The sequence below is a fragment of the Methylobacterium sp. 22177 genome (genome assembly GCF_052045615.1).
In the GTDB taxonomy this organism is placed as follows: Bacteria; Pseudomonadota; Alphaproteobacteria; order Rhizobiales; family Beijerinckiaceae; genus Methylobacterium; species Methylobacterium radiotolerans.
Genome location: NZ_JBQEPK010000003.1, coordinates 23070 through 47353, shown reverse-complemented (window position 1 = coordinate 47353; position 24284 = coordinate 23070). Strand labels below are relative to the sequence as shown.

25 protein-coding genes and 1 pseudogene are annotated in these 24284 nt (G+C 72.7%); 15 read left to right on the top strand and 11 right to left on the bottom strand.

Annotated features, from left to right (window positions below; all coding sequences use genetic code 11):
* The first annotated feature begins 13 nt into the window (after positions 1–13).
* The 12 genes from poxB (at position 14) to ACTJK8_RS04585 (ending at position 12842) form a co-directional block, all read left to right on the top strand.
* Positions 14–1741 carry a ubiquinone-dependent pyruvate dehydrogenase gene (poxB, locus tag ACTJK8_RS04640; protein WP_440761590.1) on the top strand — a complete coding sequence of 576 codons (1728 nt, stop codon included), beginning with the start codon at positions 14–16 and terminating at the stop codon, positions 1739–1741.
* 30 nt (positions 1742–1771) lie between these two features.
* The gene (locus ACTJK8_RS04635) at positions 1772–2170 is read left to right on the top strand and encodes a hypothetical protein (RefSeq protein ID WP_071000240.1); all 399 of its coding nucleotides are present in this window, start codon (positions 1772–1774) and stop codon (positions 2168–2170) included.
* 11 nt (positions 2171–2181) lie between these two features.
* Positions 2182–3693, top strand: a complete 1512-nt coding sequence (gene mqo, locus ACTJK8_RS04630; protein WP_012321773.1) for a malate dehydrogenase (quinone) — start codon at positions 2182–2184, stop codon at positions 3691–3693.
* A 107-nt stretch (positions 3694–3800) separates the two neighbouring features.
* A complete protein-coding gene (locus ACTJK8_RS04625; protein ID WP_012321772.1) occupies positions 3801–5213 on the top strand; it encodes a cytochrome ubiquinol oxidase subunit I in 1413 nt (470 codons plus the stop codon).
* Positions 5214–5219: 6 nt separating this feature from the next.
* Complete coding sequence (gene cydB / locus ACTJK8_RS04620; protein ID WP_012321771.1) at positions 5220–6206, top strand: cytochrome d ubiquinol oxidase subunit II; 987 nt, start codon at positions 5220–5222, stop codon at positions 6204–6206.
* A 47-nt stretch (positions 6207–6253) separates the two neighbouring features.
* Positions 6254–8110 (top strand): FUSC family protein, encoded by a 1857-nt coding sequence (locus tag ACTJK8_RS04615; RefSeq protein WP_440761589.1) that lies wholly within the window; start codon positions 6254–6256, stop codon positions 8108–8110.
* Positions 8107–8331, top strand: coding sequence for a DUF1656 domain-containing protein (locus ACTJK8_RS04610; RefSeq protein WP_012321769.1), 225 nt, complete (start codon positions 8107–8109; stop codon positions 8329–8331). The genes ACTJK8_RS04615 and ACTJK8_RS04610 overlap by 4 nt, the downstream gene beginning before the upstream one ends.
* A gap of 1 nt (position 8332) precedes the next feature.
* Complete coding sequence (locus ACTJK8_RS04605; protein WP_440761588.1) at positions 8333–9328, top strand: HlyD family secretion protein; 996 nt, start codon at positions 8333–8335, stop codon at positions 9326–9328.
* A 103-nt stretch (positions 9329–9431) separates the two neighbouring features.
* Positions 9432–10463, top strand: coding sequence for an aldo/keto reductase (locus ACTJK8_RS04600; protein WP_012321767.1), 1032 nt, complete (start codon positions 9432–9434; stop codon positions 10461–10463).
* A 160-nt stretch (positions 10464–10623) separates the two neighbouring features.
* On the top strand, positions 10624–11562 hold the full coding sequence (locus ACTJK8_RS04595) for a pirin family protein (protein WP_024828537.1): 939 nt from the start codon (positions 10624–10626) through the stop codon (positions 11560–11562).
* A gap of 166 nt (positions 11563–11728) precedes the next feature.
* Positions 11729–12292 carry a hypothetical protein gene (locus ACTJK8_RS04590; RefSeq protein ID WP_440761587.1) on the top strand — a complete coding sequence of 188 codons (564 nt, stop codon included), beginning with the start codon at positions 11729–11731 and terminating at the stop codon, positions 12290–12292.
* A gap of 31 nt (positions 12293–12323) precedes the next feature.
* The gene (locus tag ACTJK8_RS04585) at positions 12324–12842 is read left to right on the top strand and encodes a hypothetical protein (RefSeq protein ID WP_012321764.1); all 519 of its coding nucleotides are present in this window, start codon (positions 12324–12326) and stop codon (positions 12840–12842) included.
* A 77-nt stretch (positions 12843–12919) separates the two neighbouring features.
* Here the strand turns inward: ACTJK8_RS04585 and ACTJK8_RS04580 are convergent, their stop codons facing one another.
* Positions 12920–13360, bottom strand: a complete 441-nt coding sequence (locus tag ACTJK8_RS04580) for a MucR family transcriptional regulator (RefSeq protein ID WP_012321763.1) — start codon at positions 13358–13360, stop codon at positions 12920–12922.
* A 121-nt stretch (positions 13361–13481) separates the two neighbouring features.
* On the opposite strand from ACTJK8_RS04580, the gene ACTJK8_RS04575 reads away from it, so the two are divergent.
* A complete protein-coding gene (locus ACTJK8_RS04575) occupies positions 13482–14450 on the top strand; it encodes a helix-turn-helix domain-containing protein (RefSeq protein WP_058606319.1) in 969 nt (322 codons plus the stop codon).
* 7 nt (positions 14451–14457) lie between these two features.
* Here ACTJK8_RS04575 and ACTJK8_RS04570 read toward each other — a convergent pair whose 3' ends face one another.
* The 3 genes and pseudogenes from ACTJK8_RS04570 to ACTJK8_RS04560 all read right to left on the bottom strand — a co-directional run.
* Positions 14458–14685, bottom strand: coding sequence for a hypothetical protein (locus ACTJK8_RS04570; RefSeq protein ID WP_024828541.1), 228 nt, complete (start codon positions 14683–14685; stop codon positions 14458–14460).
* Positions 14686–15280: 595 nt separating this feature from the next.
* Positions 15281–15529, bottom strand: a complete 249-nt coding sequence (locus ACTJK8_RS04565; RefSeq protein WP_182178593.1) for a hypothetical protein — start codon at positions 15527–15529, stop codon at positions 15281–15283.
* 110 nt (positions 15530–15639) lie between these two features.
* Positions 15640–16061 (bottom strand): annotated as a pseudogene (locus tag ACTJK8_RS04560) (polyphosphate kinase 2); the annotation flags it as partial.
* 154 nt (positions 16062–16215) lie between these two features.
* On the opposite strand from ACTJK8_RS04560, the gene ACTJK8_RS04555 reads away from it, so the two are divergent.
* Both ACTJK8_RS04555 and ACTJK8_RS04550 read left to right on the top strand, forming a co-directional pair.
* Positions 16216–16491: a hypothetical protein gene (locus ACTJK8_RS04555; RefSeq protein WP_012321759.1), complete on the top strand. Its 276-nt coding sequence runs from the start codon at positions 16216–16218 to the stop codon at positions 16489–16491.
* Between the two features lie 57 nt (positions 16492–16548).
* The gene (locus ACTJK8_RS04550) at positions 16549–17409 is read left to right on the top strand and encodes a hypothetical protein (RefSeq protein ID WP_012321758.1); all 861 of its coding nucleotides are present in this window, start codon (positions 16549–16551) and stop codon (positions 17407–17409) included.
* Positions 17410–17422: 13 nt separating this feature from the next.
* Here ACTJK8_RS04550 and ACTJK8_RS04545 read toward each other — a convergent pair whose 3' ends face one another.
* From ACTJK8_RS04545 to ACTJK8_RS04515, 7 genes are all read right to left on the bottom strand, one after another.
* Entirely contained in the window at positions 17423–17803 is a 381-nt protein-coding gene (locus ACTJK8_RS04545) for a response regulator (protein WP_012321757.1), read from the bottom strand.
* A 222-nt stretch (positions 17804–18025) separates the two neighbouring features.
* On the bottom strand, positions 18026–18661 hold the full coding sequence (locus ACTJK8_RS04540) for a hypothetical protein (RefSeq protein WP_043074818.1): 636 nt from the start codon (positions 18659–18661) through the stop codon (positions 18026–18028).
* A gap of 77 nt (positions 18662–18738) precedes the next feature.
* Positions 18739–20085 carry an LLM class flavin-dependent oxidoreductase gene (locus tag ACTJK8_RS04535; RefSeq protein WP_209650893.1) on the bottom strand — a complete coding sequence of 449 codons (1347 nt, stop codon included), beginning with the start codon at positions 20083–20085 and terminating at the stop codon, positions 18739–18741.
* A gap of 19 nt (positions 20086–20104) precedes the next feature.
* The gene (locus ACTJK8_RS04530) at positions 20105–20659 is read right to left on the bottom strand and encodes a cupin domain-containing protein (RefSeq protein ID WP_440761586.1); all 555 of its coding nucleotides are present in this window, start codon (positions 20657–20659) and stop codon (positions 20105–20107) included.
* A 19-nt stretch (positions 20660–20678) separates the two neighbouring features.
* Positions 20679–21617, bottom strand: a complete 939-nt coding sequence (locus ACTJK8_RS04525; RefSeq protein WP_234741011.1) for an ABC transporter substrate-binding protein — start codon at positions 21615–21617, stop codon at positions 20679–20681.
* Complete coding sequence (locus tag ACTJK8_RS04520) at positions 21617–22711, bottom strand: LLM class flavin-dependent oxidoreductase (RefSeq protein WP_440761585.1); 1095 nt, start codon at positions 22709–22711, stop codon at positions 21617–21619. Before ACTJK8_RS04520 ends, ACTJK8_RS04525 begins: the two co-directional genes overlap by 1 nt.
* Before the next feature lie 27 nt (positions 22712–22738).
* The gene (locus ACTJK8_RS04515) at positions 22739–23884 is read right to left on the bottom strand and encodes an acyl-CoA dehydrogenase (RefSeq protein ID WP_440761584.1); all 1146 of its coding nucleotides are present in this window, start codon (positions 23882–23884) and stop codon (positions 22739–22741) included.
* Between the last annotated feature and the right edge of the window lie 400 nt (positions 23885–24284).

Sequence of the window (24284 nt, the reverse complement as noted above, 5' to 3'; positions counted from 1 at the left end):
TGAGCGAGACACCATGAGCACGAAGGTCGCCGATCTGTTCGTCCGGGCGCTGGCGCAGGCCGGCGTGAAGCGCATCTACGGCGTGGTCGGCGACAGCCTCAACGGCCTGACCGAGGCCCTGCGCCAGGACGGCTCGATTGCCTGGATCCACACCCGCCACGAGGAGAGCGCCGCCTTCGCGGCCGGCGCCGAGGCGCACCTGACCGGCGCGCTCGCGGTCTGCGCCGGTTCCTGCGGGCCCGGCAACCTGCACCTGATCAACGGCCTGTTCGACGCGCACCGCTCCCGCGTGCCCGTGCTGGCCATCGCGGCCCAGATCCCCTCGGCGGAGATCGGCCGCGCCTACTTCCAGGAGACGCACCCGCAGAACCTGTTCCAGGAATGCAGCCACTACTGCGAGTTGGTCTCCTCGCCGGCCCAGCTGCCCGGCGTGATCGAGACCGCGATCCGCGTCGCCGTCGCCGAGCGCGGGGTCGCGGTGGTGGTGATCCCCGGCGATGTCGGCCTCATGGCCATGCCGGGCGGGGCGCCCGACCTCTCGGCCGCCCTGGTGCCGACCCCGCCCGTGGTGCGCCCGCGCGACGCCGAGCTGGACGCCCTCGCCGGGATGCTCAACGCGGCCGGGCGCGTGACCCTGTTCTGCGGCCGCGGCTGCGCCGGCGCCCACGCGGAGCTGCTGCAGCTCGCCGAGGCGCTGAAGGCCCCGGTCGTCCACGCGCTCGGCGGCAAGGAGCACGTCGAGTGGGACAATCCCTACGACGTCGGCATGACCGGCCTGATCGGATTCTCGTCGGGCTACCGGGCGATGCTCGACTGCGACACCCTGCTGCTGCTCGGCACCGGCTTCCCCTACCGCCAGTTCTACCCGGAGGACGCCAAGGTCGCGCAGGTCGACCTGCGGGCCGGGAGCCTCGGGCGCCACTGCCGGATCGACCTCGGCCTGATCGGCGACGTCGGCGCGACCATCACGGCGCTGCTGCCGCGGCTGCAGGCGAAGACCGACCGGGCGCATCTCGACGACAGCCTCGCCCATTACCGCAAGGCCCGCGCCGGGCTCGACGCGCTGGCGGTGGGCAAGCCCGGCGGCAAGATCCACCCGCAATACGTCGCCCGGACGCTCAGCGAGGCGGCCTCCGAGGACGCGGTCTTCACCTTCGACGTCGGCACGCCGACGATCTGGGCGGCGCGCTACCTCGCCATGAACGGCAAGCGCCGGCTGATCGGCTCGCTCAACCACGGCTCCATGGCCAACGCCCTGCCGCAGGCGATCGGCGCGCAGGCGGCCTATCCCGGGCGGCAGATCATCTCGTTCTCGGGCGACGGCGGCTTCGCCATGCTGATGGGCGACCTGCTGACCCTCAACCAGCACAGGCTGCCGGTGAAGATCGTGGTGCTGAACAACGGCACGCTGGGCTTCGTCGAGATGGAGATGAAGGCCGCGGGCTTCCTCGAGACCGGCGTCGCGCTGGTGAACCCGGACTTCGCCGCCATGGCGAGCGGGGCCGGCATCTTCGCCCGGCGCGTGGAGGATCCGGCCGCGCTGCCGGACGCGATGCGCGCGATGCTGGACCACGACGGCCCGGCGCTCCTCGACGTCGTCTCGGCCCGCCAGGAACTGTCGATGCCGCCGAAGATCGGCCTCGAGCAGGCGACGGGCTTCGGGATGTGGCTCGCCAAGGCGGTGATCGACGGGCGCGGCACCGAGATCATCGACCTCGCCAAGACCAACCTCTGGCGCTGAGGCGCCCTTCCGAAGCCGGAGCTCTGCCCGATGATCCGCTGCGTACGCATCTGGACCGGTGACGACGACAATTCCTACTTCGCGGAAGGTGTCATCGACCTGCCCCACGGCGAGCGCGGCGACATCCTCAGCGGCACGACCGACGTGGTCTCGATCTCCTTCCGCGAGACCCAGGCCGGCGGCACCTACGCGTGGCACGCGGCGCCGACCCGGCAGTTCGTCATCACCCTGCGCGGCACCCTCGACTTCCAGACGAAGGCCGGGGCGCACTTCACGATCCGGCCGGGGGACATCCTCATCGCCGAAGACACTGCCGGCTCCGGCCATTCCTGGCGCCTCGTCGACGACGAGCCCTGGTGCCGGGCCTACGTGATCCTCGCCCCCGGCGCCGAGGCCCGGCTCCCCTTCGTCCCGAACAAGACCGCCTGAGGAGGGGCCCGATGGCCGACACGAGCGACGACGACAATCCCGACGTGGTGCTGATCGGCGCCGGGATCATGAGCGCGACCTTCGGCACGGTCCTGAAGGAGCTGGAGCCCTCGCTCAGGATCGCGATGTTCGAGACGCTGCACGACTGCGCGCAGGAGAGCTCGGAGGGCTGGAACAACGCCGGCACCGGCCACGCGGCCAATTGCGAGCTGAACTACACGCCCCAGCGCCCCGACGGCAGCGTCGACATCGCCAAGGCCCTGGAGGTCAACACCGAGTTCGACATCTCGCGTCAGCTCTGGGCGCATCTGGTGAAGAAGGGCGCGATCCCCGATCCCCGCGCCTTCATCCATCCCTGCCCGCACATGAGCTTCGTCTGGGGGGCCGAGAACGTCGCCTTCCTCAAGGCGCGCTACGCCGCGATGTCGGCGCACCACTGCTATCACGGCATGGAGTACAGCGAGGACCCGCAGGTCATCGCCGGCTGGGCGCCTCTGATCATCGAGGGCCGCGCCCCCGGCGAGCCGATCGCCGCCACCCGCATCGTCACCGGGACGGACGTCGATTACGGCGCCCTCACGCACCTGCTGGTCGGGCAGCTCGCCGCGCAGCAGGGCTTCGCCGTGCACTACAACCGCAAGGTCGTCGCCCTCGACCGGGTCGACGACGGCCGCTGGGCGGTGACCGTCGAGGACACCTACGACGCCACGCGCCGGACCGTGACGGCCAAGTTCGTGTTCATCGGCGCGGGCGGCGGCTCGCTGCCGCTGCTGCAGGCCTCGAAGATCCCGGAGGGGCGCGGCTACGGCGGCTTCCCGGTCTCGGGCATCTGGCTGCGCTGCGACGTCGACGCGGTCAGCGCGCGCCACCACGCCAAGGTCTACGGCAAGGCGGCCTCGGGCTCGCCGCCGATGTCGGTGCCCCACCTCGACACCCGCATCATCGGCGGCAAGCGCTCGCTGCTGTTCGGGCCGTACGCGGGCTTCTCGTCGCGCTTCCTCAAGCACGGGTCGCTCACCGACCTGTTCACCGCGCTGACGCCGCACAACGTCGTGCCGCTGCTCGACGTCGCCAAGGACAACGTCGCGCTCACCGAGTACCTCGTGGGGCAGGTGCTCCAGAGCTCCGACCACCAGTTCGCGACCCTGAAGCAATTCTTCCCCAAGGCGCTGAAGCAGGACTGGACGTCGGCGGTGGCCGGCCAGCGGGTGCAGACGATCAAGCCGACCGGCCGGTCGAACCCGCTGGAGGAGGGCTACCTCGAATTCGGCACCGAGCTGGTGGCCGCGGCCGACAACTCGATCTGCGCGCTGCTCGGCGCCTCGCCCGGCGCCTCGACGGCGGCCTACATCGCGGTCGAGGTCTTGGAGAAGTGCTTCGCCGACCGGCTGACGCCGGACGCCTGGCTGCCCCGCCTCAAGGCCGTGATCCCGACCTACGGCATCGACCTCAAGCAGGACGCCGAGGCCTGCCGGCGCAGCCGGGCCGAGACCGCGCCGGTCCTGCGGATCGACAACGTCTGACAGTTCCGCGAGGCGCGGTTCCCCGCGCCCCGCCGGCGGACATCTGAGGGGGCGGCGCGCCCGCTCCGGGGCGGCGGACCGGCGAGCTTCGGCCGGAGAGAGGACCGATGGACATCTCCGCCCTGATGCTGTCGCGCATCCAGTTCGCCTTCACGGTCTCGTTCCACATCATCTTCCCGGCCTTCACGGTCGGGCTGGCGGCCTGGCTCGCCTTCCTCCAGGCGCGGGCGATGATCTCGGGCGAGCCGGTCTACGACCGCCTGTTCGACTTCTGGCTCAAGATCTTCGCGGTCGCCTTCGGGCTCGGCGTCGTCTCCGGCATCGTCATGGCGTTCCAGTTCGGGACCAACTGGAGCGAGCTCGCCCGCCGCACCGGCCCGATCCAGGGACCGCTCCTCGGCTACGAGAGCTTCACGGCCTTCGCGCTGGAGGCCTCGTTCTTCGGGGTGCTGATGTTCGGCCGCAGGCGGGTGCCGCGCTGGTTCTACCTGTTCGCCTGCCTGATGGTCTGCCTCGGCACCAGCCTGTCGTCGTTCTGGATCCTCGTGAACAACTCGTGGATGCAGTACCCGACCGGCTTCGCCCTCCGGCCGGACGGCGTGTTCGTGCCGACCGACTGGTGGGCGATCATCTTCAACGGGGTCGTCTGGGTCCGCTTCCCCCACATGGTCCTGGCCGCCTACGTCACCACCAGCTTCTGCGTGGCGGCGACGGGCGCGTGGTCGATGCTGCGCGGTCGGGACCGCGCCGAGGCCCGTGCCATGGTCCGGATGGGGCTCGGCCTCGCCGCGGTCCTGGTGCCGCTGCAGCTGTTCTTCGGCCACCTCACCGGCGACTACGTGGTCAAGCACCAGCCCTCGAAGATCGCCGCGATCGAGGGCCACTGGGAGAGCCGGGCGCCGGCCGGCGAGATCCTGTTCGCGTGGCCCGACGAGGCGCAGGAGAAGAACCACTTCGTCATCGCCCTGCCGGCGCCCGCCGGCAGCCTGATCGACGACGGCACCCTCACCGGCAAGGTGATCGGCATCAAGGACATCCCCAAGGCCGACCGGCCGCCGGTGCTGATCCCGTTCTTCGCCTTCCGCATCATGGTCGGCTGCGGGCTGCTGATGCTCGCCCTGGCCTGGGGCGGGATCGCCTTCTACGCCACCGGGCGGCTGGAGCGGGCGCGCTGGCTGCAATGGGCGATCTTCCTGTCGTTCCCCCTGGGCTTCGTCGCGACGCTGACCGGGTGGTTCACCGCCGAGGTCGGGCGCCAGCCCTGGACGGTCTACGGCCAGCTGCGCACCGCCGACGCGGCGACGCCGTTCCTGACCTCCCCGCAGGTGGCGACCTCGCTCGCCGTGTTCGGCGCGGTCTACGCGCTGATCTTCGCGGCCGGCACCGTCTACATCTACCGCATGCTCAGGGCCGGCATCCTGCCGACGCCGGCCCATGTGGGGAGCGCCGCCAACCCCAAGCGGCCGCTCGCCGTGCCGGGCAACAGTCCCGGCACCCCCAGCAGCAATCCGGCGGAGTGAGCGGCCGTGATCGAATTCTGGGCCGCCGCCCTCGCCCTCACCCTGATGCTCTACGTGCTGCTCGACGGGTTCGACCTCGGCGTCGGCATGCTGTTCGGGATCGCCCCGGACGAGACCGCGCGCCGACACATGATGCAGGCGATCGCCCCCGTCTGGGACGGCAACGAGACCTGGCTGGTGCTCGCCGCCACGATCCTGTTCGGCGCCTTCCCCACGGTCTACGCGCTGCTGCTCTCGGCCTTCTACCTGCCGCTCCTCCTGATGCTCGCGGCCCTGATCCTGCGCGGCGTCGCCTTCGAGTTCCGCTACAAGTCCCGGCGGCTGCGGCGGGTCTGGGACGCGGGCTTCGTCGGCGGCTCCGCCTGCGCGGCCTTCGTGCAGGGCGTGACGGTCGGGGCGCTGGTGCAGGAGCTGCCGGTGCGCGACGGGCTCTACGCCGGCGGGGCGTTCACGTGGCTCACGCCCTTCTCGCTGCTCTGCGGTCTCGGCCTGTGCCTCGGCTACGCGCTGCTCGGCGCCGCGTGGCTGTGCGGCAAGACCGAGACCGACGTGCGCGACCTCGGCTTCCGGCTGCTGCCGCGGCTCCTGCTCGGGGTGCTGGTCTTCCTCGGCGCGGCCTTCGCGTACGCGCTGGCGATGAACCTGCGGGTGCTGCACCGCTGGCTCGAGCGGCCCGAGATGCTGGTCCTGCCCCTCGTGGGGGCCGCGGCCTGCGCCGGGCTCCTCTACGCGGCGCGGCGCCGGAACGACGCCCTGCCCTTCCCGCTGGTGGCGCTGATCTTCGCCGCCGCCTTCGCGACGCTCGCCGCCTCGTTCCTGCCCTACATGGTGCCGTTCAGCGTGACGGTGACCGAGGCGGCGGCGCCGGAGGCGAGCCTGTCCTTCATGTTCTGGGGGGCAGGCGTCGTGGTCCTGCCGATCACCCTGATCTACACCCTGGTGGTCTACCGGGTGTTCAAGGGGAAGGTCGACGTCGCCGAGCATTATGACTGAGCCCGCGACCGGACACCCGGACCCGCCCCGGCCGGTGAGGCCGCGCCGTGGCCGGTGAGGTCGCGCTCCCCGACGACGCGCCCGGCCTCCTGCAGCGCGCCGCCGCGTGGTGGCCGCGCGAAGCGGCCGAGGCCGTGCGCATCGCGCTCACCGCCATCGCGGCGGTCTGGCTCGCCATGTGGCTCGAGCTGGCGCTGCCGCACTGGGCCGGCTGGACGGTCATCTCGGTGACGCTCGCCACCCGCGCGGCCTCCCTGCGCAAGAGCCTGTGGCGGGCCGGCAGCACGCTGGTGGGCGTCACCGTCGCGATGGTGCTGGTGGCCAATTTCGCCCAGGCAACCCTGGCCTTCGACCTCGCGCTGGCCCTGTGGATGGGCCTGCTCACCGCGGCCTCCAGCGTCGAGAGCGGCCAGCGCGCCTACGGCTTCGCCTCGATGGGCTTCACCGTGCCGATCATCGCGCTGGCCGACGTGCAGAACCCCGAGGCCGTGTTCCAGATCGGCGTCGACCGCTGCTCGACGATCCTCCTGGGGATCGGCTGCGCCTACGCGTCGAACGTGTTCGTGGCGCCGGGCGTCCCCGCCGTCAGCCGCGCCCTGGCGGGGCGGCTCGAGGCGGCCGCCGCGGCCTGCGATGCCTGGATGGCCGCCCTGCGGCGGGGCGAGCGGCCCGGCCCGATGCCGATCGCCGCCGTCATGACCCTGGGCGAGGAGGTCACCGACGCGTTCACCGAGCAGCCCTCCCTCCGCTCCGGCGGCCGCGGCATCCGCAACGCCGCGCCCCGGCTGCGGCGGGTGCTCGCCGCGGGCCTGCTGCGGGCGCTGCTGCCGGACCGGCCGGGATCGCGCTCGACCGACCTGATCGGGGCCGGCGGGGCGATCGCCGTCCGGCAGATCGGGCGCGTCCGCGTCTCGGCCCGGCTCCTGCGGGCCGGGGGCCGCGTGGGCCGGCGGCGGGTGCCGTTCCGCCCGCACCTGCTCCTGTGGAACGACCTGGACTGGGACGGCTGGCACGCCTTCGACAACGGCCTGCGCACCGCCGCCGCCGTCCTGCTCGTCAACGGCTTCTGGTACGTCACCGGCTGGTCGCACGGGGCCGGCGCCGCGACCTGGGCGAGCCTCGTCTGCGTCCTGCTCGCCGCCCATGCCGACCCGCGGGCGGAGTCCCGCGCCTTCCTGATCGGCGCGCTGCTCGCCGGCGTGGTCGGGCTGACCCTGCGCTACACCCTGCTGACGACCACCGGGAGCTTCGCGCTCTTGGCCGCGGTGCTGCTGCCGGTGGCGATGCTGGCGGTGGTCGGCCGCGCCGACAAGCGCGCGATCTACGGGATCGGCTTCGGCTTCTTCGTCTTCGGCGTGCTCGATCCCAAGAACCCGATGACCTACGACCTCGCCGACTCGCTCAACACCGTGCTGGCCGAGCTGCTCGGCATGGCGGTGGCGGCGATCGCGTTCGCCGCCCTGCCGCCGCCCGTGAGCGCCGCGACCCTGCGGATGCGGGCCCGCCGGCGGCTGGTCCGGTCGGTGCGCGGCGCGGCCCTCGACCCGGCACCCCTGCTGCCGCCCCTCGACCGCTACCTCGCCCGGGGCTTCGGCCGGCTGGCCCTCATCGGCGCGGACGACGCGGCGGCCCGGAGCGGCGAGCGCCTGCTCGTCATCGGGCTCCTGCTGCTCGCCCTGCGGGAGACGGACGACCGGGAGGGCCGCCGCGTCGGCCGGGCGGTCTGGGCGCGGCTCGCCGCGCCCCGTCCGGCGGGGCCGGAGACGGCGCCGGATCCCTTGCGCGATCTCGCCGACCGGGCGACCCTGCCGCTCCAGGCGGAGCGCATCGGGGCGCTGGCCGCCCTCGTGTCGGATCTCGACCGCGCGGGCTGGCCCAACCTCGATCCGGGAGGGCGGGCGTGATCGGCGTGGTCGGGTTGCGGGCGGTCGACGTGCTGGGGCTCTACGTCGAGCCCGCGGTGATCTGCCTGCTCGCCGCCCTGGTGATCACCTGGGGCCTGCGCTGGATCCTGGACCGGATCGGCATCAACCACCTTGTCTGGAACCGCGCCCTGCTCGACTTCAGCCTCCTGACCGCCGTGACGGCGCTGCTGATCCTGTCCCTGCGCGTCCAGGGTCCGTGACATGGCCGCGAACCCGCGATCGTCCCTGCGCGACTGGCAGCCGCCGCCCGCCTACAACGTCGCCGCCACTCTGCTGGCGCTCGCGGCGGCCGTGGGCCTCGCCTACCTCGCCTTCCTCTACTACGCCTACACGCCCTGGACCCGGGACGGGCGCGTGCGCGTCTACACCGTGCAGGTGGCGCCCGAGGTCTCGGGCACGGTGGTGGCGGTCCGGGTCCGCGACAACCAGTTCGTCCGCAAGGGCGACGTGCTGTTCGAGATCGACCCCGGCACGTTCAGGAACGCCGTGACCCAGGCCGAGGGCGTCCTCGCCAGCGCACGGGCGCAGGCCGGATACCTCGCGGGGATCGCGCGGCGCACCGCCGATCTCGACGATCTCGCCACCACGCCGGAGCAGAAGCAGACGACCAGCGGGCAGGCGCAAGCCGCCCAGGCCAGCGTGGTCCAGGCGGAGGGCGCCCTGGCGCAGGCGCGGCTCAACCTGGAGCGCACGACCCTGCGGGCCACCGTGAACGGCTGGGTCACCAACCTGCTGCTGCAGGAGGGCGGGTTCGCCGCCACGGGGCAGCCGGCGCTGACCCTGGTCAACGGCGACAGCTTCTGGATCGAGGGCTATTTCGAGGAGACGCAGCTCCCGCGCATCGGCGAGGGCGACGCCGCGCGCGTGTCGCTGATGGCGTGGCCGGACCGTCCGATCCGGGGCCGCGTCACCGGCCTCGGCCGCGGGATCAGCGTCGCCGACGCCGCCCCGGGCGTCCAGGGGCTGCCGACGGTCAACCCGATCTTCACCTGGGTCCGGCTGGCGCAGCGGGTGCCGATCCGGGTCGAGCTCGACGACGTGCCCTGCCCGATCGTGCTGGCGGCCGGGATGACGGCGAACGTCGCGATCCTGGCCGAGAAGGCCGGACCGCCGGACGCCCTGCCGCCCGACCGGCGCACCGGCGCGGCCGCCGGCCGGCGCTGCGACGGGGCGCCGGTCGTCGAATCGCGGCGCTGAGAGCCCGCGTCGGGCCGCACCGTCCGGGAAAGCCGGGGCGTCTCGCCGCGTTAGACCGGCAGGCGCGCCGACGCGCGGCGCCCGCGATCGCGACGAGGATCCGATGGACTACAGGCAGTTCGGACGCTCCGGCCTCACCGTGCCGGTGCTCAGCTTCGGCACCGGCACCTTCGGCGGCACGAACGAATTCTTCCAGCGCTGGGGGCAGACGGACGTCGCCGAGGCGACCCGCATGGTCGATCTCTGCCTCGATTCCGGGGTCAACTTCTTCGACACGGCCGACATCTACTCCGGCGGCGCCTCGGAGGAGATCCTGGGCCAGGCCCTGAAGGGCAAGCGCGGCCGGGCACTGATCTCCACCAAGGCGACCTTCCGGTTCAACGACGACCTGAACCAGGTCGGCTCCTCGCGCTACCACCTGATCCGCGCCTGCGAGGCCAGCCTGAAGCGGCTCGGCACCGACCATATCGACGTCTACTTCATGCACGGCTTCGACGCGCTCACGCCCGTGGACGAGACGCTGCGGGCGCTGGACGACCTCACCCGCGCGGGCAAGATCGGCTATATCGGCGCCTCGAACTTCTCGGGCTGGCAGCTCATGAAGGCGCTCGCCACGTCCGAGCGCCACGGGCTCGCCCGCTACGTCGCCTACCAGGGCTACTACTCGCTGATCGGCCGGCACTACGAGTGGGAGCTGATGCCGCTCGGCCTCGACCAGGGCGTCGGCCTGATGGTCTGGAGCCCCCTGGGCTGGGGCCGTCTCACCGGCAAGATCCGCCGCGGACAGGCCAACCAGAGCGGTCGCATCGCCGCCGGCGGCGCCGAGGGCGGGCCGCCCGTCTCCGACGACTACCTGTTCGGCGTGGTCGACGCCCTCGACGCCGTGGCGGCCGAGACCGGCAAGACGGTGGCGCAGGTGGCGCTCAACTGGCTGCTGACCCGGCCGACCGTCTGCAACATCGTGGTCGGCGCCCGCAACGAGGAGCAGCTGAAGCAGAACCTCGGCGCCCTGGGCTGGACCCTGACGGCCGAGCAGGTCGCCCGCCTCGACGCGGCGAGCCAGGAGACGCCGATCTACCCGTACTGGCACCAGCGCGGCTTCGACGAGCGCAACCCCAAGCCGACTCCCTGGTAGACCGCCGCCTCGGCCGGGACGATCAGGCGTCGATCGGAAACGATGCGTTTCGATCGTTTCTGTTTCAACTCACTCGGTCCCGGTCCAGGATGCCTGCGGATGGCGGGCCGGCTCGCGACGGCGTCGGCCCGGCCCTCCCCCCGCGCGAAGGAGCAAGGCGATGAGCTGGCACAGTGCCGAGGACCCGATCCCGGGCGACCATTTCAGCTGCGACGCGATCCGAACCCTGATCGTGCCCCGCTCGCGCGATCTCGGCTCCTTCGCGGTGCGGCGGGCGCTCCCCTCCACCGAGTGCCGGATGGTCGGCCCCTTCATCTTCTTCGACCAGATGGGCCCCTCGGAGTTCCTGCTCGGGCAGGGCATGGACGTGCGGCCGCACCCGCATATCGGCCTCTCCACCGTCACCTACCTGTTCGACGGCGAGATTATGCACCGCGACAGCCTCGGCACGGAGCTGCCGATCCGGCCGGGCGAGCTGAACTGGATGACCGCCGGCCGCGGCATCACCCACTCGGAGCGCACCGCCCCGACACTGCGTCAGACCGGCTCCCGGCTGTTCGGCATCCAGAGCTGGGTCGCCCTGACGGACCGGGACGAGGAGAACGCCCCCGCGTTCGAGCACTACGACGCCGCCGCGCTGCCGGTCCTCACCGGCGAGGGCAAGACCGTCCGGCTGATCGCCGGCGAGGCCTTCGGGGCGCGCTCGCCGGTCCGGACCTCGAGCCCGATGGTCTACGCCGACGTGGCGCTCGAGGCCGGCGCGGTCCTGCCCCTCGATCCGACCTACGACGAGCGGGCGATCTACACGGTCGCGGGCGCCATCGAGATCGCCGGCGACGGCTTTGGCCCCGGCCAGCTGCTGGTGTTCCGGCCCGGCGACCGCATCAGCGTGCGCGCCCTGGACTCGGCCCGCTTCATGGTGCTGGGCGGCGAGCCGATGGACGGTCCGCGCCACCTGTGGTGGAACTTCGTCTCGTCCCGGCCCGAGCGGATCGCGCAGGCCAAGGAGGATTGGCGCCAGGGCCGGTTCGACACCGTGCCGAACGACGCCGAGTTCATCCCGCTGCCGGAGGACCCGCAGCCCGTCCGCTACCCGTGAAACGGGCCGCGCCCCGACTGTCCCGCGCGGCACCCGCGCGGGCATCGCCGCACCAACGCAACCCTAGCGCGAACATTAAGGAGTTGTTAACCATTTTCCGTCGGTGTGAGACGGATCCCGATGCCTCACCGAAGGCTTGCGCTGCACCCTGTCGGCAGGACGCGTGATGGAACAGACGAAGCACCCCAAGGCCGAGGCGCTGGACCAGATCGACGCCGTCGCGCGCGAGGCCCGCGAGCCGACGACCCGGATCCGCACCGGCAACCTCGTCCTGCTCGCCGCGGACGAGCGCGTCTCGGCGCAGGGGCGCAACCAGAACCCGTCGCCGGTCGAGCGCTGGCCCGACCTGCTGGAGCGGGTGCAGGGCGCGGCGCGCTACATCCGGGACGTCGAGGACCGGGCGCAGGAGCAGGAGTCGCACGTCCAGCAGCTGCTGCGGCAGGTGCGCGCCGACATGGACGCGGCCCGCGCCCAGGTGCTGGCGGCCGAGCGGGAGACCCACGAGGTCCACGCGCAGGCCATCAAGCTGATCCAGGCCGCCGAGGACCGGGCCGCGGCCGCCGAGGAGCGGGCCGCGGCGGCGGAGCAGATGCTCCAGCGCATCGCCGAGACGATCGACGCGGAGTTCGTGATGCAGCCGGGCGGGCAGGCGGCCGGGCAGGCGGCCGGGCAGGCGGGCGGCACCCAGGACGCCCGCACCCGGGCCTCCGCGACGCGGGCGGCCTCGTGACGGGCGCGGGTCCGGCGGGGTCGCCGCGGCGATGAACGCGGCGTTCTGGGCCGAGCTCGATGCCCGCATCGCGCGCGCCCGCGATGAGCCGGCGGAGCCGGCCCCGGCGCTCGCCGACGGCCCCGGGACGGCCGACGCGCTGAGCCCGGCGGCGCCTTCCGGAGCGCCCCCCGAACCCGCCGCGGATCGCCCGTCGCGGCCGGTGTCGGACTGGAGCCAGATCCTCGACACGCTCTCGGCCGCGACCGTCGCGGCCCAGGCGCAGGATCAGCGCCTGCGCCGGCAATCGACCACCTGCGAGACCCTGGCCGCGGATCTCGAGGCCGCCCAGCAGGAGATCCAGACCCTGAGGGCGCTTCTGGAGGAGACGCGGGCGCAGGCGGCGCGGCAGATCCACGAACGCGAGACGGAGGCCGACCGGCGCGTCCGGGAGGCGGAGGCGCGCGCCGAGGCCGCGACCCTGCGGGCGGCGGCGGCCGAGGACTGGCTGAGGCGGATCGAGCAGGCCAGCCGGGACCTGCGGCCCGACGGGCGGCACGCGGCCGCCTGAGGCGGGGAGCGCCGGCCGGCGCGGAGGCGACCGGGCGTCGGCCGCGAATCAGCGGCGACCTGACGGGGCCGGTCGGCTCAGGCGGCGCGCTCGCTCGGCACGCCGAGGCCGATGGAGCGCGCCAGCGCGGACCGACGCTCGGCATATTCCTGCGCGACCATCGGATAGTCCGCCGGCAGACCGTAGCGCTCGCGGTAGCTCTGGGGGTGCAGGCCGTGGGCCGTGAGGTGGCGCTTGAGCGTCTTGTAGCGGCGCCCGTCGATGAAGCTCACGATGGCGTCGGGCCGGATCGAGTTGCGGATCTGCGCAGCGCTGGGCCGGTCGCGCAGCGCGTCCAGATCCGCCGCCGCGATCGACGCCTCGCCGCGGTTGGCGAGCGCGGTGATCGCGTCGTGACACTGCGCGATGAGGGCCGGGAGATCCCCGGCGGAAACCCGATTGTTCGATACGTAGGCAGCGACGAGCCCGGCCGTCAGCTCGATATTGGTTTGCGGGCTGACGAGGGTCGAATCGGACACGGTCTAGGCTCCTGGGAAGGTCAAGAACCTTCATAAGTCGGCCCGCGCCGTTGCGCTTGCCTGAGAGCGTGCTACCGTTTTCCCGAGCGCGCGCGGCGAAGCATGAATACAAGAAGTTGCGATGAGGACTTTGTTCTCGACGGCGGATTTCAAGCCGAAAGACAGTTTCCGTCTCTGGCGTGAAACGATCTTCGAGCGCATCGTGCCGGTCGAGCTGACCCCTGCCACGGCACACGCCTTCGCCGGCACCCTGGAGGCCGCCGAGGTCGGACCGCTGCTGATCACGCGCGTGACGCAGAGCGCCGTCACCACCGTCGCGACCCCGGACACGATCCGCCGGCACGGCAAGCACGAGACCCTGAACGTCGCGATCACGCTGAAGGGCCGCGTGTACAGCGCGCAGGACGACCGCACCGCCATCCAGAATCCCGGCGACATCGTCGTGATGGACCGGCGGCCGGCCACGATGGCCTCCGACGTCGACACGCAGACGCTGTTCGTCGAACTGCCGCGCGAGTCGCTGGAGCGCGCCCTCGGCTCGACGCGCCGCTTCACGTCCCTCACGATCGGCGCGGATCAGGTCGGCACGTCGATGGTCACGACCTTCTTCCAGGAACTGGTCCGCAATGCCGGGCGGCTGACGCCCGACATGTCGAACCGCATGGCGTCGGTCGGCATCGATCTCATCGTCGCGAGCATCGCGGAGCGCCTCGCGCACGACACCCCCAAGAACATCCAGGGCGTCCTGATCTTCCAGCGCGCCCTGGCGCATATCGAGGCCCATCTCGGCGACCTGAACCTCGACCCCGCCCGGCTCGCGGCGGCCGTGGGCGTGTCGCTGCGCCACCTCCAGGCCCTGTTCCGCGAGCAGGACAGGAACATCGCCGACTGGATCTGGCGGCGGCGCCTGGAGATCGCCGCGCAGCGTCTGGCCGATCCCGGCTTCGCCCATCTCGCCGTCGGGGAACTGGCCTATAGCTGCGGCTTCTGCACCCAGAGCCATTTCAGCCGACGTTTCAAGGACAGCTACGGGATCTCACCGAGCGAGTACCGGTGGCGCAACCGGAGCGCGCCCGAACTCGTCGGCTGACGATCCGCTACTGCAGGACGGCGCCCGCCGTGTTCGCGCGGATCCATCCCGGAGCGAGGATGTCGCCGCCCTCGGTGATGATCCAGGGATTGGCATCCTCGGCGTCGATCGCCGCGATCGCGGCGGCGAGGGCTGCCCGCAGCGTGGGGAAGCTGTGTGACACGGCCACCCGGGCGGGCGCGTAGCCCGGCCAGAGGGTCAGTTCGGCGGGCCTGTCGAGGTCGGTCGGCATCATGGGTCGCGCGGGGCTGGGAGAGCACGCCGTCCGGGTCGCGGGCGTGCGGGAAAGGGGCGGAGGACGCGTGCGGTCAGGCGGTTTTCGGCTTCGGCCGGGGCACGCGCACCTCGACCATCTGTCCGGTCATCGGGTTCAGGATCAGCATGACAGCACGTCTCCGGTGGACCTGCCCGTAGAACGCCCGCCGATCGCGCCCGGATCGGGGCGGTCGGCGCAATTGTGCGGTTTGGGTAAACCAACCGTTCACCGTGGCGGCACGCCGTTCATCCGCCCCGTATCCGCCGGAGGCTACAACCGAGCGACGTGCAGGCGGAGGGCCGCGCACGTACCGTTTTAGGCGTAGGAACCGGCGGAGCGCTGCCGTCCGTGACCGGGATCGGATGCCGCACCGATCCGACGCGCTCCGTCGAAGGCCGTCCCGCGGGCAGACAAAAGCCCGCCACGGCAGGACCGGGCGGGCGAAGTGGCGGCATAGGGTCGGGAGGTTCGCCGTGGCGGCGACCTGCCATTCTGCCCATGACAGCCGCACGACAGCCGCATGACAGGCGCGTGACTTGTCGCGCGGCCGTCGCGTGACACACGGCCGGTCGGGTCAGGCCCGTTCCGGCTCCGCCAGCAGGATGGCGGCGCGGATGGCGGCCCGGCGCAGCCCGGCATCGGCCCAGGGCTGATCGATCAGCGTCCGGGCGAAGGGATGCGAGGCCACCGCCGCCGCGGGGTCGATGCGGAAGCCGTCCCCGAACGCCACCGAACCGGGCGTGGGATCGGCCAGATAGGCGTCGACGACGGCCGAGACGTCGTCATCGACGATATCCAGGGTCGTGAACAGGTCGAGAGTCATCGGGCGCTTCGCCATGGCGGCGCTATAGCCGCGCCACCGCGACAGGATCACGACTCCCTGCCGCTCTCTGCGCCGCGGTCAGGACGCGCTCGGCCCGACCATCGCGGTGGGGAGGGCAGATGAGAGACGTAGCGCTGGAAATACCATCGCGTCCGCTCGCGCTCGCTCGGGCGGGCAAGGCGGCCACGCGGCAGACGCGGGGATTGAGGCGCTGCGTGATCCGCTCGATCACCCCGCCCTTGCCGGCCGAGTCGCGGCTCTCGAGCAGCACGACCACGCGCAGCTTCCGATCCTGCACCCAGTCCTGCCGGGGGACCAGCTCGTGCTGCAGCCGGAGCCGTTCGCGGACGTGGACCTTGCGGTCGAGGCGACCGGGCGGTGCGCCGCCGTGGTCCGCCGCCAGCCGGTCGGGGCGCTCCTCCTCGAGCCCGAGGCCCGGCTCCTCGTCGCAGCTGTCGGCGAGGTCGTGCCGGATCACCTCCAAGGTGGCATCCGGGGTGGCGTCCAGGACGGCACTGTCGTCGGGCCGCATCGCCGGTTCTCCTGCGCGTCGCGGGATCGAGCCAGGGCAGTGTTCCGTGACACGCCTGAGAAAGCGCCGCGCCGCCGGCGGCCGTTCCCGTGTCGCGCCGGTGATCGTTCCGTCATACGGTTCCGCCACCGATCAGGGCGACCGGAGATGCGTCATGGCTGGAGAAGCGACGAGGGCCGCGCCGAAGCGTCGGCGGGACGATCCGGATCCGGCGCGCGCCGAGGGCGAGAAGGTCGGCGCGCGCATCGATGCCGCCTTCGAGAAGCTCGCCGGGAAGCTGCGCGCCCGCGCCGACAAGGCCCACGCCAAGCTCGACGCGGCGACGAAGGCCGACAAGCGCGCGGTGCTGCTGCGCCGCTACGAACTCTACGCGGACGCGGCGGCCTATCTCGAAGAGCGGCTCGTCGATCGCGGGGAGCGATCCGCGTGATCTCCATCGACCCGGCCGGGCGCGCCGCCGCCCACCGCAGCTGACCGCGAGGATACCATGTTCGACGCGACGAAGATGCTCGCCGACGCCCTCGGCGAGCACCTCGCCCTCACCTACCAGCGGACCTTCGGCAGCCGGGAGCCGCGCTACGCCGAAATCATCGAGGCCGCGGCGCGCCTGACGATCGAGCGGCTCGTCGGGAGCGACGCCCTCTACCACGACGGCGACCACACGGCCCTCGTCACCCTGGTCGCCCAGGACATCCTCCGCGGCCGCTTCCTGCAGCAGGGCATCACGCCCGAGGACTGGCTGCACATGATCCTGGCCGCCCTCTACCACGACATCGGCTACGTGCGCGGCGTCTGCGCCGGGGACCGGCTGCAGGCCTTCGTCATCGACGCGCAGGGCACGACCGTCAGCCTGCCCCGGGGCGCCTCGGACGCGGCGCTGGCGCCCTACCACGTCGAGCGCTCGAAGCTCGCCGTGCAGGAGCGCTTCGGCACGCACGATCTCGTCGACGCGGCCCGGGTCATCCGGGCGATCGAGCTGACCCGCTTCCCGGTGCCGGAAGCCGATTCCCATCGCGAGACCGGAACCGAGGCCGGCCTGTTGCGGGCGGCCGACCTGATCGGTCAGCTCGGAGACCCGCTCTACCCGCGCAAATTGAACGCCCTGTTCCACGAATTCGCCGAGATCGGCGTCAACGCCGAACTCGGCTACGACAGCCCGGCCGACCTCGCGGAGCGCTACCCGTCGTTCTTCTGGGGCAAGATCGAGCCCGTGATCGGGGACGCGATCCGGTTCCTCGACCTCACGGTCGAGGGGCGGGGCTGGGTCGCGAACCTCTACGCCCACGTCTTCGCCATCGAGCACGACCGCCGGCGCATGGGCCCGCATCCGGGACCGGGCCCCCTCTGAGGCCGCGGCGACCTCAGGGGACCGCGACGAGCTTGGTCAGCGCCCGGACGAGCTCCGACGCCACGAACGGCTTCTCGAGGATGGGCCGGCTGGCTCCGGCCGAGGCGCCGGAGACCCGCACGTCGCCGGTGGCGAACAGGTACGGCACGCCGAGGACGCCCAGCCGGTCGGCGACCGGATAGACGGTGTCCCCGTCCCCCAGATTCACGTCGAGCACCGCGGCGTCGGGCTTCCGCTCCGCGATCAGATCCAGCGCGAGATCGGCGCGCGAGACCGGACCGATCACCTCGGCCCCGGCGCTGCGCAACCAGCGTTTGACCTCGCTGGCGATGAGATACTCGTCCTCGACGACGAGGACGCGGCACCCCGAGAGCGGGGGAACAGCCTCGGGCACGACCCCTCCCGTCCTTGCGCGACCTTCAACCGCGATCCCGCGCAACCACCGGAGGTTCGCCCGTCCAGAGGATCGGCCGCGCGCTCGAAAGCGTGGCCCCACCCGGCTGTGTCGGAGGAACGTCGGGGCGGGGCCACACCGACGGCGAACCGTCGGCGGATCGAGCATGTCACCGGTCGCGCCGGCGCGAACTTACCTGTGTCAGATCCCGCGCCGCAAGTCTCAGCGATCCGATTTCGGCAGCAGGTTGCGGGCCTCTTGCACGGCGTCCCGGCAGCCCTGGTCGCCCTTCGCGTTGAGGTCGACGGCGCGCTGGAGGGCGGTTTTGGCCTGCGAGACCTTGTCCTCCGACGCGAGGCCCGGCGCGGCCTTGGCGTCGCCGCCCTGCGCGGCCGCGGCGGCCGCCGTCGGCCGGTTCTCGGACTGGCGCCGGACATCGTCCGGCGAGGTCGCGACCCGGCCACTCGCCACGTCGTCGGCCTGCCCCTTGCCGCTCGCCGCCCCGACCGGTCCCGACACACCGCCCACGGTGCCGGGCGTGCCGCCGCTCTCGCGGGAGGCCCCGCCCTTCTGGGCGCGGTCCGTGTCGGGCGTGCCGACCGGCTTGGCCGCGCTACCCGTGGTGGTGCCCGTGGTCGTGCCGGCCGTCTGCCGGCTCGCGGCGTTCTCAGGCCCCTTGCGCTGCCCGTAATCGGGCTCGGAGGTGGGTGCCCCCATCCCGACTTGGTTGCCCATGTCCCGCCTCAGCTGGGCGATGGCGTCCGTGCAGGGGCCGCCCTCCTGGGCGAGGGCGGCGGCCGGGATCGTGGTGAGGGCGGTCAGGGCCGCGGCCCCGCGAAGCAGGTTGAACAGGCGCATACAGGTTCCCTTCAGACGCTTGGGATCACCTGTGGTTCAACCCCCGCTTCTCGGCGTTGTTCGGCGCCCGGCCGCGCTCATGCGGGTGGCGGGGCGCCGGGCGGGAAGAAGCGGTTGGCCGGTCGCGCGAGGCCGAGATGGTCGCGCAGCGTCGTTCCCGCGTAGTCCCGGCGGAACAGCCCGCGCCGCTGCAACTCCGGCACCAGCCGGTCGACCACGTCGTCGAGCCCCTCGGGCACGAACGGGAACATCACGTTGAAACCGTCGCAGGCGCGCGTCTCCAGCCATTCCTCCATCCGGTCGGCCACCTGCGCGGGCGTGCCGACCATCTGCAGGCCGCCGTAGCCGCCGACCTTGCGGGCGAGCGCCCGCACGGTCGCGCCGGTGCGCCGGGCGTAGTCGACGATCTGGGCCTGCCCGCTCTTGCTGGCGTTGCTCTCGGGGAGCTCCGGCAGCGGCGCGTCGAGGTCGAAGCCCGTCGCGTCGACGCCGAGGCGGACCGAGAGGTTGGCGAGGCCGCTGTCGGGATGGACGAGGTCGTCGAGGCGCGCCTTCTTGGCCCGCGCCTCGTCCTCCGTCTGGCCCAGGACGACGAAGCAGCCGGGCAGGATCTTGAGCTGGTCCGGGTCGCGCCCCGCCGCCGGCATCCGACCCTTCACGTCGGCGTAGAAGGCTTGCGCCGCCTCCAGGGTCGAGCCCGCGCCGAACACCATCTCGGCGGTCTCGGCGGCGATCTGCTTGCCGGCCTCGGAGGCGCCGGCCTGGACGATCACCGGCCAGCCCTGCACCGGCCGGGCGACGTTGAGCGGGCCCTTCACCTTCAGGAAGTCGCCGCGGTGGTCGAGGACGTGCATCTTCGCCGGATCGAGGAACAGGCCGCTCGCCGGATCCATCGTGAAGGCGTCGTCGGCGAAGGAATCCCACAGGCCGGTCACCACGTCGAAGAACTCGCGGGCGCGGGCGTAGCGGGTGGCGTGCTCCAGATGCGCGTCGCGGCCGAAGTTCAGGGCCTCGTCCGGGTTGCCGGAGGTGACGAGGTTCCAGCCGGCCCGCCCCTTCGAGATGTGGTCGAGGGAGGCGAACTTGCGGGCCACGTGGTAGGGCTCGTTGTAGGTGGTCGACGCGGTGGCGATCAGGCCGATCCGCTCGGTGAGCACGGCGAGCGCCGGCAGCAGGGTCAGCGGGTCGAACGACGTCACGGTGGCCGAGCGGCGGAGTGCCGCCACCGGCATGTTCATCACCGCCAGATGGTCGGCCATGAAGAACGCGTCGAACTTCGCGGCCTCCAGCCGCCGGGCGAAGTGCGCCAGGTGCTCGAAGTTGAAGTTCGCGTCCGGATAGCCGCCCGGATAGCGCCACCACGCGGTGTGGATGCCGACCGGGCGCATGAAGGCGCCGAGATGCAGCTGGCGGTCCCGGCTCATCGCTGTCCGCTCCGGTCTCTCACGGATGCTTGTGGATCGGGTCGACCCAGTACACGGTCTCGGGCGCCTCGGCGGCCTCGACGTCGGGCAGGTTGACCACCACCGCCTCGTTGTCGGAGCGAACCAGCACGCAGTGCAGGGGCTCGTCGGTCGAGGCGTTGATCTCCTGGTGCGGCACGAAGGGCGGCACGAAGATGAAGTCGCCCGGCCCGGCCTCGGCGACGTATTCGAGTTTGTCGCCCCAGCGCATCCGGGCGCGGCCCGAGACCACGTAGATCACGCTCTCCAGCGCGCCGTGGTGGTGCACGCCGGTCTTGGCGTCGGGCTGGATCGCCACCGTGCCGGCCCAGATCTTCTGGGCGCCGACCCGGGCGGCGTTGATCGCCGCCTGCCGGTACATGCCGGGCGTCTGCGCGGTGTTGGCGTCGAGCCGGTCGCCGGGGATCACCCGCACGCCGTCGTGCTTCCAGCGCTCGGACGCCCCGTGGGCGTGGGCGTGGGCGTGGGCGTGGGCGTGGTCCTGCGCGTGGCCATGTTCGTGCGCGTGGCCGTGGTCGTCGCCGCTGTCGTGCATGTCGGATCCTCCCGCGCCATCATTGCACGGCGGCGGCGGTTTGCGAGACGCTCGTGTCGAGGATCGCCTCGGCCCGCGGCGCGCGGGCCTTCGGGATCAGCCCGGCGCGGACGTAGAGATCGATGCTGCGCTGCTCGTCGGCGATCACGGACGCGTCGATCGGGACGGCCCGGTAGGCGGCGCGGCCGAACCAGCGCAGCGGCACCGCCTCGGGCAGGCCGATGAGCTTCGACCAGACGGCCGCGTAGGGCGCCGGATCCGTCAGGGCCCAGGCCCGGGCGCGGGCGAGGCGCGCGCCGAAATCGGCGAGCAGCGCCCGCTTGGTCCGGATCGCGTCGTCGCTCGCCACCGCGAAGGTCAGGCCCGGGGTGATGCCGTTGCCGTCGCGGATCACCCGGACGAGGCCGGCGAGCTCCGCCGTGGAGGTGTAGGGCTCCCAGGTCGACCAGGCGTCGACCGCCCCGGAAGCCAGCGCGATCTTGGCGTCGGCCGGCGGCAGGAAGCTGAAGGTCACGCTGTCGGCGGGCAGCCCCGCCTCCTCCAGCGCCGCCAGGACCACCTGATGGCCGATCGAGCCGCGGTTCGTCGCGACGCGCTTGCCCTTCAGGTCCGCCACGGTGCGCAGGGGCGATTCCTTCAGGACCAGGATCGCCAACCCGTCCTGCCGGTTGCGGAAGGCCAGGAAGGCCTTCACCGGCACCCCGGCGGCGGCCGCGAACGTGAAGGGCGCGTCGCCGACGCCGCCCGCGTCGATCGCGCCGGCGTTCAGCGCCTCGAGCAGGGGCGCGGCCGCCGGGAACTCGCTCCAGTCGAGCCGGTAGGGCAGTCCGTCGAGCACGCCGGCCGCCTCCATCAGCGCGCGGGCATTGCCGCGCTGGTCGCCGACCCGCAGCACGTCCTGGGCCTGCGCCGGCCGGACCGCCAGGATCGCCAGCAGGGCGAGGATGACGGCGCGCATCAGGCGGCCTCGGCGGCGCCGCGGCGCCCGAGGGCGTCCCGGAAGGCGGGCAGCAGCGCCCGGCCGTACTGGAGCGCGTCCTCCAGCGGGTCGAAGCCGCGGATCAGGAAGGTCCGCACGCCCAGGTCGTGATAGTCGAGCAGGGCGTCGGCGACCTGCTCGGGGGTGCCGACCAGGGCGGTCGAGTTGCCCGCCGCCCCGGTCTCGGCCGCGATGGCGGTGAACAGGCGCTTGTCGTGGCGCGGCCCCGCGGCGGCGGCCGCGAGGAGCCGCCGGGAGCCCTCGTTCTGCGGCGTCGCGGCCGGGCCGAGCCCCCTGGCGGCCCGGACCGCCCGCGTCCGGGCCAGGATGTCCTCGGCGCGCTCCCAGGCGCGCGCCTCCGTCTCGGCCAGGATCGGCCGGACCGACAGGCTGAAGCGCGGCGCCCGCCCGTGGGGCGCGGCCGCCGCCCGCACCCGGCCGATCAGCTCGGCGACCTGCGCGTGCGTCTCGCCCCAGAGGGCGTAGGTGTCGGCGTGGCGGCCGGCCACCGCCAGCGCCGCCGGCGAGGCGCCGCCGAAATAGACCGGGATCGCGTTGACCGGCTTCACCTCGGAGAAGCCGCGCTCCACCCGGTAGTGATCGCCCGCGTAGTCGAACGGCTCCGCGGCGGACCAGCTCTGCCGGACGATGTCGAGGAACTCCCGGGTGCGGGCGTAGCGCGCGTCCTTGGTGAGGTGGTCGCCGTCCTGGGCGAGTTCCCGGTCGTCGCCGCCGCTGATCACGTGGATCGCGACCCGGCCGCCGGTGAGCTGGTCGAGGGTCGCGAACTGCCGCGCCGCCACGGTCGGTGCCGTGAATCCGGTGCGGTGGGCGATCATCAGCCCCAGCCGCTCGGTCACGGCGGCGACCTGCCCTGCGAGCAGGAGCGCGTCCGGCGTGGTCGCGTGGAAGGCCACCAGCACCCGGTCGAACCCGCCCCATTCGTGCGCCTGCGCCAGGAGCTTCAGGTAGTCGCGGTCGATGGCCGGCCCCGCGGCCGGGTGGATCTCGGAGGTGTGGCGGGGGGCGACGAAGCCGATGAACTCGACGGCGTCGGGGGGAAGCAGGCTCATGGGGCGATCTCCGGGTCGAGGGCGGGTTCAGGCGCCGAGGGCGGCCCTGCCGGCGGCGGCGCGGACGGCGTCCCCTTGCGGCCAGTGGATGCGCGCGCACAGGACGTCGCGCAGGTGCCGCTCCAGCGGGTTCGCCCGGGACAGGGCGGCGTTGCCGCACAGCTCCGCGGCGCGCTGGACCGCCGCGACGGCGTTCTCCGTTGCCGTGAGCTTCACGAATCCGGACTCGCGCGGCGGCGGGGGATGTCCCGCGTCGACCTCGGCGGCGAGCCCGGCGACGAGGCGCGCGTTGACGGCGAGCAGCCGCTCGTTCTCGCCGACCGCCTCGTGGAAGCGCGGCAGGCTCGCGAGCGGCGCCCCGAGGCTGCCGGGCCGGCGCGCCCGCAGGAAGCCGGTGAACCAGTCCTGCGCCGCCCGGGCCACGCCGTCGTAGAGGGCGGCGAGCAGGGTGCAGCTCCAGGCCTGCTGCCAGGGATCGGGCCCCGACCAGCCGCCCGGCGGCCGCAGGTCGACGGCGTGGTCCCCGGGGATCGGCACGTCCGTGAAGTGGACGTCGTGGCTGCCGGAGGCGCGCAGGCCGAGATGGTCCCAGGTCTCCGCGATGCGGATGCCCGGCGCGTCGAACGGCACCAGGACGTTGCCGGTGCGCGGCTCCGCCTCGTCGGTGAGGACGAAGACGAGGCCGTAGGCGAGCCCCGGCGCGCCGGTCGCGTAGATCTTGTGCCCGGAGATCCGCCAGCCCGCGCCGTCGCGGCGGGCGACCGTGGCCGGCAGGCCGCCCCGCGCGGGCGTGCCGAGTTCGGACTCGACCCGCAGGGCGTTGATCAGCGCCCCCCGCGCCACCGCCGCCGCGCCGACCGCGTCGGCGAGCGCGCGCGGCCACGGGGTATCCGGCCGGTGGATCAGCCCGTGCTGGAGATACTGCATCGCCACGACCAGGGCGGTCGCCGGGTCGGCGGCGCCGAGCGCCCGCACCAGAGCGGCGGCCCGCGCGAGGCCCACACCGCCGCCGCCGAGACGCCGCGGCACGGTGAGAGCCAGGAGCCCGGCCTCCCGGAGCGCCGCGAGGGAATCGTGCGGGAAGGTCCCCGCGCGGTCGTGGTCGGCCGCGCGGGCGGCGAGCCGCCCGGCGAGGCTGCTGACGATGTCGGGGGGCGGGACGGCGACGGTCATGGGGTGTTCGGCGACGTGATCGGCGGGCGGCCGCGCGGCGCCATCCCGGGAGCCGCGATGGTCCGCCCGGACCCGGTTCGCGTCAACGGAATGCCGTTCCCAATATTCATGGATCGGCAGGAGGATGTTGCCGCGTCGTCGGACGGCGAAGGAGAACGTGGTTCCGCCCACAGGGGGCCGGCATCGAACCTTCTCCCGTCATCGTTCGGCATCCCATCATCGAGAGACAGACGAACGATGCCTCGCGCCGATGAGCCGAGCCGCCCGAGCGCCGCGCGACGGCGCCGATCCGTGAATGATCTTACCCGATCGCGCGAAAATAGAGGAAACGCTTTCGTTGACTCGGTCTCGCAGCGATCGAATACTCGGCACCCTGATCCCTCGACGGATCATTCCCGAA